Origin of the sequence: Paenibacillus sp. FSL K6-0276, assembly GCF_037977235.1 — a bacterium.
Classification (GTDB): domain Bacteria; phylum Bacillota; class Bacilli; order Paenibacillales; family Paenibacillaceae; genus Paenibacillus_AQ.
Genome location: NZ_CP150276.1, coordinates 4,669,484 through 4,682,051, shown reverse-complemented (window position 1 = coordinate 4,682,051; position 12,568 = coordinate 4,669,484). Strand labels below are relative to the sequence as shown.

Below are 12,568 nucleotides of genomic sequence, written 5' to 3'. Positions count from 1 at the left end.
TGATAATAATTTGGTTCCGAACAACATGAATTTAAAACCAGAAGATTTTCAAAAAATCGGTGTGGATGAAAAAGAAGCCGAGGTTATCCAGCGGGAGAGTCTCTCTGCCTGGAAAGATTCTTGGCAACGGTTGCGTCAAAATAAAATGGCAATGACCGCGCTTGGTATTCTGGGATTAATTGTGCTTGCAGCGATTATCGCTCCTTTATTCTCGAAATACAACTATTACTCCAATGACTTGATGAATACCAATAAGCCCCCTTCCTCCGATCACTGGTTTGGAACGGATGATCTTGGACGTGACATTTTCGTTCGTACTTGGTACGGTGCACAGATCTCCTTGATCGTTGGTTTAGCTGCGGCAGCCATCGACTTATTCATTGGTGTTATATACGGTGGAATTATGGGTTTCTTCGGCGGCCGTGTAGATAATATCATGAACAAATTCTCTGAGGTTTTGTACTCCATTCCTTATCTGCTTGTTGTAATTTTGCTTTTGGTTGTGCTTGAACCAAGTCTTGGGACAATCATACTAGCCTTAACCATTACGGGCTGGATTACGATGTCGTGGATTGTACGCGGTGAAATTATGCAGCTCAAGAATCGCGAGTTCGTATTGGCTTCCCGTTCCATGGGCGCAGGTTCTGCGAGACTGTTGTTCAAGCACCTTCTGCCGAACGCAGTGGGCCCGATTATCGTAACCATTACACTTTCTGTACCAAATGCAATTTTTGCTGAGGCCTTCCTAAGCTTCTTGGGTCTTGGTGTACAAGCTCCTGTCGCTTCACTTGGATCTATGATTAACGACTCACTCACCGGTTGGTTGTACTATCCATGGCGCTTCCTGTTCCCTGCCATTCTGATCAGTTTAACCATGCTTTCTTTCAACATTTTCGGTGATGGTCTTCGTGACGCGCTTGATCCTAAGCTGAAAAAATAGGAGGGTATATGGATGGAACCTATTTTACAAGTCAAAGATTTGCATGTTTCCTTTTTTGTTAAAGGCGGAGAAGTGCAAGCTGTCCGTGGTATGAATTTTGAAATTGGCAAAGGCGAAACGGTTGCCATCGTCGGCGAGTCCGGCAGCGGTAAGAGTGTAACTGCACAATCGATTATGCGGCTGATCCCTACACCACCTTCCAAAGTGAAAAAGGGCGAAATTATTTTTCAAGGACAGAATCTGCTAGACAAAAGTATGAAAGAAATGGAATCCATTCGCGGCAAAGATATTGGCATGATTTTTCAAGACCCGATGACTTCTTTGAACCCAACCATCAAAGTGGGCAAACAGATAACTGAAGTTTTGATTAAACATCAGAAAATGTCAGCGGCCGAAGCGAAAAAGCAAGGTATTGAGATGCTTAAATTAGTTGGTATCAAAAATGCTGAGGCCCGCTTTAACCAATATCCCCACGAATTCTCAGGCGGTATGCGCCAGCGTGTAATGATTGCAATCGCGCTAGCCTGCCGTCCGGCTTTGCTCATAGCGGATGAGCCTACAACGGCTCTTGACGTAACCATTCAGGCGCAGATCATGGAAGTTATGAAAGAGATGCAGCAAAAACTAGGTACCTCCATCATTCTGATTACCCATGATCTTGGTGTAGTTGCCGGCATGTGTGATCGGGTTATCGTAATGTATGCAGGTGAAGTTGTGGAGACCGGAACAAGATGGGAAATCTTTAAGAATCCGCAGCATCCATACACCAAAGGTCTACTGCGCTCGATGCCCCGTCTGGACCAAAAGAAAAGCGAACCGCTAATTCCGATCATCGGCACACCGCCAGATCTGATCAAGCCGCCGATCGGATGTCCGTTCACCGCGCGTTGCAACGAAGCAATGCATGTTTGCGAACAAATCGATCCCGGCGCCACAGAATTCAGTGAAACGCATATGGCGCGTTGCTGGAATCTGCATTCGATGGCCAAGGAGGTGCAGTACTCTTGAGTAAGAACCTAATAGAGGTAGAAGGTCTTAAGAAATATTTCAATGTAGGTCAAGGCAAAGTTCTTAAGGCTGTTGATAATATTAACTTCACGATCCGTGAGGGCGAGACGCTTGGGATGGTAGGAGAATCCGGTTGTGGTAAGACTACTGCTGGACGTACAATTCTTCGCTTGTATGAACCAACTGCTGGAAGTGTGAAATATAATGGTACAGACATTTATAAATTGCCTTCTAACAAAATGAAAGCTATGCGCCGTGACATGCAGATGATTTTCCAAGATCCGTACGCATCGCTTAACCCGCGTTTTACGGTTTCTGATATTATCGGTGAGGCACTGGACATTCACGGAATGGCTGGTAGCCGTGCAGAACGTAAAAAACGGATCGAAGAGCTGCTGGATATGGTTGGTCTTAACCATGATCACGCTACTCGTTATCCGCATGAATTCTCTGGTGGACAACGCCAACGTATTGGGATTGCCCGTTCGTTAGCGGTAAATCCTAAGTTCATCGTTTGTGATGAGCCGATTTCCGCGCTTGACGTATCCATTCAGGCTCAGGTCGTTAACTTGCTTAAAGAATTGCAAGATCGTTTGGGATTGACTTATCTTTTCATCGCGCATGATCTGTCCATGGTTAAACATATCAGTGATCGCGTAGCTGTTATGTACTTGGGTAAAATGGTAGAATTGGCGGAAAGTGAAGAGCTTTATGCAAATCCTATTCACCCTTATACCAAATCTCTCTTGTCAGCGATTCCAATTCCGGATCCGGAAATTGAAGTTAACAAGAAACGTATTCACTTGCATGATGAGCTTGGTAGTCCTATTTATTCTGCTAACGAAAAGAGCAATGATAGTGACTTTGAATTAGTAGAAGTATCAAAAGGCCACTGGGTAAGCAAAAAATTTGCTTAAATCCATAGCGAGTATTAGACAGGCGGGAGCGTTATGCTCTCGCCTCTTGTATGTAGTGGGGATATTTAATAATCATTTTATAGTATAAGAAAATAATACGGCTGCTCTTGCGTTGCTTTTTTTACAGATATTCAATTCTTTGACGCGGCCTCTGACTTTGGATACAATCATAAAGAGTTTACGAACTTGGATTTACATATAACTGCTCAGTAGAACTGGAGGCACTAGCAAATGAATATTGTAACGGAACCGCTCCCGGGTGGATCAGCACTCGCGCGCGACTATATAGAACATTTTGATAAGGTTAGTCATTTGTACGGTGGGGATTTCCGAAGTAAAGAGAGTAGAAGCATTCGGGCAGAATGGCTGGATAGCAGCGAGAGTCTCCGTGCCGACCGGACACAGATTGCTGAATGTCTACGACAATATAATGAAAAGCATAATTCACATGATGCGGTGATGGCTTCGCTGGCGCTTTTGGAACAGCCGGGAACGTTAGTGGTTACTGGTGGGCAGCAAAGCGGACTATTTACAGGACCACTGCTTGTGGTATATAAAGCAATAACAACTATTATGGCGGCAAAGGAAGCAGCTGAACAACTCGGCCGACCTGTAGTTCCGTTATTCTGGATCGCAGGCGAGGATCACGATTGGGATGAAGTGAACCATACGTATGTATTAAATCGTACGCAGGAGATTAGCAAGATTAAGATAGAGAAATCAGAGGAGAAACGCTCCTCGGTAAGTGATATTCGTGTACAAGAGGAAAGCTGGCAGCAAGTGGTGGAACAGTTGGATGGGCTGCTTCAGGAGAGTGACTTCAAATCGCAGATTATGGAATTTATTCGATCTTCTTCGTTTAGAGCAGACAGTATGACAGATGCTTTTGCCAAGTTGATGGGTTCTTTGTTTGGTAAATTTGGTCTGATCCTGCTTGATTCTGCTGATCCTAACCTACGTAAGTTAGAACAACCATTTTTTACTTCGCTAATTATGCAGAATGATGCACTGGAAACAGCGTATATGAATTCTGCTTCTGATATCGTGAATGCTGGCTATGAGCTTCAAGCCGACGTTACAGCAGGCAATGCCAACCTCTTTTATATTCATGAAGGTGTACGGTTATTGCTTCACAAGAAGGATGGAATCTTTACCGATCGCAAGGGCCAGGTATCGTTCACCCGTGATGAATTACTAGAGGAAGTGAAGGCACATCCGGAACGCTTCAGCAACAACGTGTTGACACGCCCGCTTATACAGGATTATGTGTTGCCGGTTCTAGCCACTGTGCTAGGTCAAGGTGAGATTGCTTATTGGGCAATTCCTCGTCGTGCGTTTGAGGTGGTTGGGGGACAAATGCCTTTGATCATCCCAAGAATGTCTTTTACAGTCGTAGAAGGTACGCTTCACAAACATATGGACAAATATCAGCTAAGTTTTGAGGATGTAAGACAAGGACTAGATCATAAAAGACATGAATGGTTGGCTGCACAGGATGAAATGGGGATCGAACGTCGGTTTGAGGAAACCAAAGCATCTTTCTCAGCCATGTATGAACCGCTCATCGAGCAGCTTGGATCCATACAGGCAGGTCTGCTGAAACTAGGTAATAACAATAAAGAGAAGATTTTAGATCAGATTACTTTTTTACAAGCGAAAGCCCAAGCCGCTATGGCGAAACAGAATGAAGCTGCAATCCGTCAATGGGAGCGAATCGAGCTGTCGTTAATGCCACTGGGTAAACTGCAGGAAAGAGTGTACAATATCATGTATTACTTGAACCGGTATGGACTTGCATGGCTGGATGAGCTAATGGCTGTTGAACCGGATTACAGCGGAACACATCGCATCATTTATATGTAGAGAAGTAACAAAGTAAGTTTTGTACGAAGTAGATTCAACGTAGTAACGCTCACAAAACTTTTAGGAGGTTTCATAATGAGTTCATCTAAACAAAATAGTATCGTGGCTGATATGTCACTCGCACCCGAAGGACATTTGAAAATCGACTGGGTTCGTCAACATATGCCTGTCTTGAACCGCATTCGTGAGCAGTTCGAAGCAGAGCAACCATTCAAAGGGCTAAAGGTCTCGATCACGCTTCACTTGGAAGCTAAAACCGCTTATCTGGCGAAGGTTGTCAAAGCAGGCGGTGCAGAAGTAACCATTACCGGATCAAATCCACTTTCTACACAGGATGATGTATGTGCAGCGCTTGTGGAGGATGGAATCACAGTATTTGCTAAATACAACCCATCTCCTGAAGAGTTCAAAGCACTTAACATTAAGGCGCTGGAAAGCAAACCAGATTTGATCATTGATGACGGTGGGGATTTTGCAACATTGCTGCATTCGGAGTGTCCTGATCTGATGGAGAATATCCGTGGGGGTGCTGAAGAAACAACTACCGGCATCATTCGTCTAAAAGCACTTCAAAAGCAGGGTGTGCTGAAGTTCCCAATGGTTGCAGTAAATGATGCTTATTGCAAATATTTGTTTGATAACCGTTATGGCACAGGCCAATCCGCATGGGATGGCATTATTCGGACAACAAACCTGATCGTAGCAGGCAAAACAGTTGTTGTTGTCGGTTACGGCTGGTGCGGTAAAGGTGTTGCTATGCGTGCCAAAGGTCTGGGTGCAAAGGTTGTTGTTACAGAAGTGGACGCTATTAAAGCCGTTGAAGCACATATGGACGGTTTCGAAGTAATGCCAATGCTAGAAGCAGCTAAGGTCGGTGATTTCTTCGTTACAGTAACTGGTAACCGTTATGTGATTCGCGGGGAACATTATGATGTGATGAAGGATGGAGCAATCATGTGCAACGCGGGCCATTTTGACGTTGAAGTGAATAAGCCTGAGTTGTCTGAAAGATCCGTATCCCAGCGTACTGTCCGCAAAAATATCGAAGAGTACCAGCTACGCGACGGACGTAAACTATATCTGCTTGCAGAAGGTAGACTTGTAAATCTGGGTGCTGCTGATGGACACCCTGCCGAAATTATGGATACGACTTTTGCGCTGCAGGCGCTGTCGCTGAAATATGTAAATGATAATTATAAGAGCATTGGCGTAAAAGTTGAGAATGTTCCTTATGAGCTGGATGAGCAGGTAGCACGCTACAAGCTGGAAAGTCTGGGCATTAACATCGATAGTCTTACTCCAGCCCAAGTGGATTATTTGGACAGCTGGAATTTGAACGATTAATAACTGAACGCACAATAATAAAGTATATTAACCAAGTGTACCTTGAACTGAAGCAACTTTTTTAAAATATAAGAGAGTATAAGTTTCACGCTATACATTATCCTTATATTTCTCGCTTAAACGCTTAGCGTCCTTATAAGGACGCCGAAGGCGTTTATGCTTGAAAAGCCATGCAGCGGACAAGATTCCGATTGTATGGCTTTTTTCTGTGGAGAAATGTTTTTTTGGGAAACGATCTATCTGATTTATGGAAAATTTCCTTACGCCAGAAAAAGGTTTTTGATTTTTAACGGCGAATCTATTATGCTTAAGTGGTGAAAAGTGGGGCAAAGTGGGGATTCGGGGATTAGGGGTGGGAAAAAGGATGTTCATGGGAGAGTATCAACACAGCATTGACGACAAAGGCCGAATCATTATTCCGGCTAAACTCCGTGAATTGCTTGGAACCTCCTTCGTGACGACCCGCGGCCTAGACTCCTGCCTATTTGTTTATCCCATGGAAGAATGGGCAATCATGGAACAAAAGCTTAAAAGCCTTTCACTGATGAAATCAGACGCCCGCGCATTCAGTCGCTTTTTTTTCTCAGGCGCAACAGAATGTGTATGGGATAAGCAGGGAAGGGTAAATCTGCCGGCCAATTTAAGGCAGTATGCCAAACTGGACAAAGACTGTGTTATTCTGGGCGTTTCGAACCGGGTGGAAATCTGGAACAAAGAGCTATGGGAGCAGTACTTCGAACAGTCCGAGGAATCGTTCAACGAAATTGCCGAAAAATTGGTGGATTTCAATTTTGATCTATAAAACATAATATCGAATACTGTCCTGGAGGGATGCAGCTTGTTTCACCACATCACGGTGCTTAAAGAAGAAGCGACAGAAGGGCTGCACATCAAAAAAGACGGAATCTATGTAGATTGCACTCTCGGTGGAGCGGGCCACAGCGCACTAATTGCTTCCAAGCTTAGCGGCGAAGGCCGATTAATCTGTTTGGATCAAGATGATTGGGCTCTGGAGAACGCAAAAGAAAGACTAGCCGAATACGGAGACAAGGTTGTACTCATTAAGACCAATTTCCGTGATCTGGAGAGTGTACTTAAGGATGTGCCCTTTGTACCACAAAAAGATGGCATTCCCCAAGTGGATGGAGTCCTCTTTGATCTTGGCGTATCCTCTCCCCAGTTTGATGAGGGAGAGCGCGGATTTAGTTACAATCATGATGCTCCGCTGGACATGCGGATGGATCAAACAGCGCTTTTAACGGCTGCTGATATTGTGAATACGTGGTCCGAGCAGGAGATTGCCCGTGTGCTTTTCCAATATGGAGAAGAGAAGTTCTCGCGGAGAATCGCTAAGAAAATTGTAGACAGAAGAGAAGAAAGTCCTGTGGAGACCACAGGAGAATTAGCTGAGCTTATCAAGGAAGGTATTCCGGCGGCTGCACGAAGAACGGGAGGACATCCCGCTAAACGTAGCTTTCAAGGTTTACGGATTGCTGTAAATGACGAGTTGGGTGCTTTTGAAGAAGGATTACATAGCGCAGTACGTTGCCTTGCACCAGAAGGTAGAGTATCCGTTATCACTTTTCATTCGCTCGAGGACCGAATTTGCAAGCAAATCCTTAGCAGCTATTTAAGCAGATGTACATGCCCGCCTGACTTTCCGTTTTGTGTATGCGGCGCGAAAGGCACGCTTAAGTTAATCAACCGCAAACCGCTTGTGCCTTCTGAAGAAGAGCTTGAGCTTAATACTCGAGCCCGTTCAGCTAAGCTGCGCATTGCAGAAAAATTGTAATTGACGATAAAGGAGAGTCAGAGATGGCCTATACCCGCGGCAATTTAGCAGTTCAGCCCAAAAGAAAAGAAGAGGTAAACCCCCTTTACCGCGAGAAGACAAAAGTAGTTACCAAACGAAGAGTACTTCCGCTGCAAGAGAAACTTTTGTATATGCTGACGCTAGGAGTATGCGTTTTGGTGGCTATCACACTGATTTCACGTTACGTTCACATTTATGATTTGAACTTGCAGGCCCAGAAATTAGATAAAGACATAGCGACTGCTAAGAAGCAGATTTCCACGTATGAGATGGAGAAGCAGAATTTGGAGCAGAAGGTTGCCCAAAAGGCTAAAGACCTTGGCTACGTATCACCGGATGAAGATGCAACCATCTTTATACCGGCGAATCCGCTATCGGCTGAAGGCGATAATTAGTGAGCGATTGGCAAGATCGCAATAAAAAAATTGTGAGGTTCGCTTATGGTAAAGAGAATAAAACTTCGCACGCTGTTTATAGGAGGGTGTATTACCCTCTTTTTTCTTGTTTTGATAGCTAGAGTGTTCTGGATTCAAGTTATACAGGGTTCGGAATGGCAAGAAAAGGCCGCTACACTTTGGGCGCACACTTCAACTATCAAAGCAGAGCGAGGAACGATTTCTGACCGTAATGGGAGTGTGCTCGCAAGTGATGTCCCTGCTTATACTGTGGTTGTAAACCCGGCAGTCATTGCTGAAAAGGGAATTGGTGATGAGGTCGTCAAGGGATTGCATGAGCTACTCGGCAAGCCAGAAGATGAGCTACGGAAGCTGATTGAAGCTAAAGACGAGAATGGCAAATACCTCAAGAATCGTGAAATTCGTAACGAAGGCTGGAAGATCGATCAGGACCTTGCCGATAAGGTGAAGGAATTCTATGTGGCGTTAGGAAAGAAACATAAAATTCAAGAGACTGGCATTGGTCTTGTTAGAGAACAGAAACGATATTACCCTAAGGGTTCGCTTGCTGCGCATATTTTAGGCTATACAGATCGAGATGGCAAGGCGATTATGGGTCTGGAAAAATCCCTAGATAAACAGCTTAAGGGAGCCGATGGCAAGCTGCTTTATCAAAGTGACGGACAAGGGGTCAAGCTGCCGGATTCACAAGATACTTATCAACCTGTAGTCAATGGTAGTAACTTTAAGCTTACAATCGACAGTACGATTCAGCATTATATCGAAGAGGCTATGGAAAAGGCATATGCGCAATATAAGCCGAAAAGTATGAGTGTCATTGCCGCTGATCCGAATACGATGGAAATTTTGGGGATGGCGAATATGCCTACCTTTGATCCTAATAAATATATGGATACGGGTGCTGATGCAGCGGGTTTCTACAATCATGCTATCAAATCAATTTATGAGCCTGGTTCCACCTTTAAGATTTACACACTTGCTGCAGCAGTGAATGAGAAGCTATTTAATCCAAATGCTACGTTTCTGTCGGGACAAATTAGGATAAAAGGTGACCGGACTCCGCTACACGATATTAACCGTGCTGGCTGGGGAGAAATTAGCTTTTTGGAGGGGGTAAAGCGTTCCAGTAACGTTCTGTTTGTAAAACTTTACGAATTGCTAGGACAGGAAAAGCTTTTGCAATATATTAATGATTTTGGCTTTAATGAGAAAACGGGAATCGATCTGCCGGGAGAAATAAGTGGGGTTGTTAACCCTAATGAAAATCGTCCTATTGAAAGTGCGACACTTGCTTACGGACATGGTAAGGTTACTGTTACTCCGCTTCAACAGCTGGTTGCTTTATCAGCAGTTGCTAATGGGGGTAAACTGATGACTCCGCATGTGGTTAAAGAGGTTACAGACCCGAATACCGGGGAGACAAAGGTTACTCAGCCTAATGTAGTACGACAGGTGATTGATGAGGCAAGTGCCAAGGAGACAGGTAAATACCTGGAACAGGTCGTTGCCGACCAAGTCATAGGAACAGGACGCTACGCTTATATTGATGGTTACCGTGTCGCAGGGAAAACGGGAACGGCTATCAAGCCTGAAAATGGGATCTATGTGAAATCCAAGGTGCTTGTTTCATTTGCAGGATATGCTCCTGTTGATGATCCAAAGATCGCTGTTATTATCATTATTGATGAACCAAACGTTGAGATTGGCGGTGGTAGGGCTGCTGCTCCTGTATTTAAAGAGATTGTGTCCCAATCGCTGCAATACATGGGAGTTCCAAAGTTAGCAACTGAAACTAGCGATAAGGATAGTAAAAAAACAGTTAAATCTGATGCGCCTGCGCTCCGGACCACACCTGATCTGACGGGAAAAACGATGAAGGAAGCAAGAGAGACGCTTCTGGATCAAGGCTTTGATTTTGAAGTAGTTGGTGAAGGAGCTTCAGTGGAGAGTCAATATCCAGAGGCGGGAACGAAGCTCACAACAGGCCAGCGGATCTATTTATTAAGTCCGCAGGGAGCTAAGCGTACTATTCCTAACTTACAAGGAGAGTCGCTGCGTGATGCACTTGAGGTTCTAACACTACTAAAAGTGGAGATTGCGGTAGAAGGCGAAGGATATGTCTCGGAACAGATTGAAGGAACAAAGAATGGCAAGCCACTACTTACATTGAAGCTGAAACCATTAAACGATAATAGTGAAGATGTTCCTGCATCCTCGCCTGCTGATGAGGGTACAGAATCGGAGAGTGGGCCATAGGCTTGTTCTAACCCCTGTTTGTCCCGAATAGTCATGAAGATAAGAGCTCATGTCTATAGGTGAAAGCGGGGGAGAACGGAATGAAGGTTTCGAAGGTCGTAACACGGCGGAGAATGCTGTGGACGCTGCTGGGACTGGCAGTGTTATTCGGTTCGCTGGTCGTGCGTCTTGCTTATGTGCAATTATCCCAAGGCGAGAAATTAAGTGACAAGGTAGAAGACTCCTTGCGTCGCAATATTCCTTTTACAGCCAAGCGTGGTGAAATTTTGGATCGTGAAGGAATACCACTGGCCTACAATATCAGTACGCCTACGGTTTATGCGGTGCCCGTGCAGGTGAAAGAGAAGCAAAAGACAGCACAGCAATTGGCGCCTCTGCTTGGGATGACCGAGGAGAAGCTGATGAGCTTGCTGACTAAAAAATCAATGTCGGTGAAACTACAGCCCGGCGGCCGCAAAATTACGATGGAACTTGCCGCGAGCATCCGTGATTTGCAGTTGCCGGGCATCGTTGTCGCTGAGGATAGCAAAAGATATTATCCTTACGGCGATCTTGCCGCACACATACTAGGCTTTACAGGGATTGATAACCAAGGGATTACAGGAGTCGAGAACATATACGACAATCTGCTCAAAGGCATAGCAGGCAATATTTCGTATTTGTCTGATGCAGGTGGAAGACTCATGCCTGGATCATCGGAGAAGTATTCAGCCCCTCAGGATGGACTTAATCTGCAATTGACGATTGATAAACAGATTCAATCCATTATGGAGCGCGAGCTTGATCAGGCTATGGTAAAATATCAGGCGCAGGGCGCTTGGGCTATAGCGATGAATCCGAAGAATGGCGAGATTCTGGCAATGGCTAGCAGACCGGGCTATGAACCGGGGCTATATAAGGAATATGATCCACAGATCTATAATCGGAATTTGCCCATTTGGATGACCTACGAACCTGGCTCGACGTTCAAAATTATCACACTCGCTGCAGCACTGCAAGAAGGCAAGGTAGACCTGCAAAATGATCATTTCTACGATCCTGGATTTATCGAAGTCGCGGGTGCGAAGCTGCGCTGTTGGAAAAAAGGCGGCCACGGTAGCCAGACCTTTCTACAGGTAGTTGAGAACTCCTGTAACCCTGGGTTTGTCGCTCTAGGGCAACGGCTGGGTAAAGAAACACTATTCAAATATATTCGTGATTTTGGTTTCGGCAGCAAAACCGGAATTGATTTAAACGGAGAATCTAATGGGATTCTGTTCAAGCTCAATCAAGTAGGTCCGGTAGAGCTTTCGACTACAGCCTTCGGTCAAGGAGTCTCGGTTACACCAATTCAGCAGATTGCTGCGGTATCCGCCGCTATCAATGGTGGTAATCTCTATAAACCGCATGTTTCAAAAGCATGGGTTAATCCGGAGACTGGAGAAACCGTATCAGAGGTAAAGCCAGAGCTTGTGCGGCAAGTCATTTCGGAAGAAACGTCAAAGAAGGTGCGGGCAGCACTTGAGAGCGTAGTTGCCAAAGGCACGGGACGGCCGGCTTTCATAGACGGCTATCGTGTAGGTGGTAAGACAGGTACTGCACAGAAGGTCATTAACGGACGTTATTCTCCAACGGAGCACATTGTTTCTTTTATAGGCTTTGCGCCTGCAGATGATCCTCAAATTGTTGTGTATACTGCGGTTGATAATCCGAAAGGGATTCAATTTGGTGGTGTTGTTGCCGCTCCAATTGTACAGAATATTTTGGAGGACTCGCTGCACTATATGAAGGTGCCAGAACGCAGTGACCAGCTCCCCAAAACTTATAAGTATGGGGAAACTCCGATTGTGACCGTGCCTGACCTTACAGGAGCAACGGTGCAGGATATCTATGAGGATTTAAATATGAATTTTAATCTTGCGCGTTCAGGCTCCGGTAATACAGTCATCAATCAAGCTCCGAAAGCTGGGGCTAGAGTAGAACAGGGCTCGACCATCAGGATTTATATGGGAGCTTCTAGTGAATAATGTTT

Annotated in this window: 10 protein-coding genes; all 10 read left to right on the top strand. The window is 45.1% G+C overall.

Features of this window, described 5'->3' with window-relative positions:
* Window positions 1–25: 25 nt before the first annotated feature.
* The 10 genes from MHH52_RS22235 to MHH52_RS22190 all read left to right on the top strand — a co-directional run bounded on the left by MHH52_RS22235 (window position 26) and on the right by MHH52_RS22190 (window position 12,563).
* Window positions 26–940 (top strand): ABC transporter permease, encoded by a 915-nt coding sequence (locus MHH52_RS22235; RefSeq protein ID WP_340009773.1) that lies wholly within the window; start codon window positions 26–28, stop codon window positions 938–940.
* Window positions 941–952: 12 nt separating this feature from the next.
* Window positions 953–1,948, top strand: a complete 996-nt coding sequence (locus tag MHH52_RS22230) for an ABC transporter ATP-binding protein (protein ID WP_340004481.1) — start codon at window positions 953–955, stop codon at window positions 1,946–1,948.
* Window positions 1,945–2,865 carry an ATP-binding cassette domain-containing protein gene (locus MHH52_RS22225; protein WP_179281599.1) on the top strand — a complete coding sequence of 307 codons (921 nt, stop codon included), beginning with the start codon at window positions 1,945–1,947 and terminating at the stop codon, window positions 2,863–2,865. The genes MHH52_RS22230 and MHH52_RS22225 overlap by 4 nt, the downstream gene beginning before the upstream one ends.
* 231 nt (window positions 2,866–3,096) lie before the next feature.
* Window positions 3,097–4,728 (top strand): bacillithiol biosynthesis cysteine-adding enzyme BshC, encoded by a 1,632-nt coding sequence (gene bshC / locus MHH52_RS22220; protein WP_340004480.1) that lies wholly within the window; start codon window positions 3,097–3,099, stop codon window positions 4,726–4,728.
* 72 nt (window positions 4,729–4,800) lie between these two features.
* Window positions 4,801–6,072 (top strand): adenosylhomocysteinase, encoded by a 1,272-nt coding sequence (locus MHH52_RS22215; RefSeq protein WP_313639323.1) that lies wholly within the window; start codon window positions 4,801–4,803, stop codon window positions 6,070–6,072.
* A 364-nt stretch (window positions 6,073–6,436) separates the two neighbouring features.
* Window positions 6,437–6,874: a division/cell wall cluster transcriptional repressor MraZ gene (gene mraZ, locus MHH52_RS22210; protein WP_036683674.1), complete on the top strand. Its 438-nt coding sequence runs from the start codon at window positions 6,437–6,439 to the stop codon at window positions 6,872–6,874.
* 36 nt (window positions 6,875–6,910) lie between these two features.
* Window positions 6,911–7,864, top strand: coding sequence for a 16S rRNA (cytosine(1402)-N(4))-methyltransferase RsmH (rsmH, locus tag MHH52_RS22205; RefSeq protein ID WP_042190866.1), 954 nt, complete (start codon window positions 6,911–6,913; stop codon window positions 7,862–7,864).
* A gap of 23 nt (window positions 7,865–7,887) precedes the next feature.
* Window positions 7,888–8,280: a septum formation initiator family protein gene (locus MHH52_RS22200; RefSeq protein WP_313639316.1), complete on the top strand. Its 393-nt coding sequence runs from the start codon at window positions 7,888–7,890 to the stop codon at window positions 8,278–8,280.
* 111 nt (window positions 8,281–8,391) lie between these two features.
* Window positions 8,392–10,557, top strand: coding sequence for a penicillin-binding transpeptidase domain-containing protein (locus MHH52_RS22195; protein ID WP_340004479.1), 2,166 nt, complete (start codon window positions 8,392–8,394; stop codon window positions 10,555–10,557).
* An 80-nt stretch (window positions 10,558–10,637) separates the two neighbouring features.
* Window positions 10,638–12,563 (top strand): stage V sporulation protein D, encoded by a 1,926-nt coding sequence (locus MHH52_RS22190; protein WP_340004478.1) that lies wholly within the window; start codon window positions 10,638–10,640, stop codon window positions 12,561–12,563.
* Window positions 12,564–12,568 lie beyond the last annotated feature (5 nt).

Coding starts and splice junctions, on each gene's coding strand:
- MHH52_RS22235 (WP_340009773.1), top strand. CDS start 26: ATGAATTTAAAACCAGAAGATTTTCAAAAAATCGGTGTGGATGAAAAA.
- MHH52_RS22230 (WP_340004481.1), top strand. CDS start 953: ATGGAACCTATTTTACAAGTCAAAGATTTGCATGTTTCCTTTTTTGTT.
- bshC (WP_340004480.1), top strand. CDS start 3,097: ATGAATATTGTAACGGAACCGCTCCCGGGTGGATCAGCACTCGCGCGC.
- mraZ (WP_036683674.1), top strand. CDS start 6,437: ATGTTCATGGGAGAGTATCAACACAGCATTGACGACAAAGGCCGAATC.
- MHH52_RS22200 (WP_313639316.1), top strand. CDS start 7,888: ATGGCCTATACCCGCGGCAATTTAGCAGTTCAGCCCAAAAGAAAAGAA.
- MHH52_RS22190 (WP_340004478.1), top strand. CDS start 10,638: ATGAAGGTTTCGAAGGTCGTAACACGGCGGAGAATGCTGTGGACGCTG.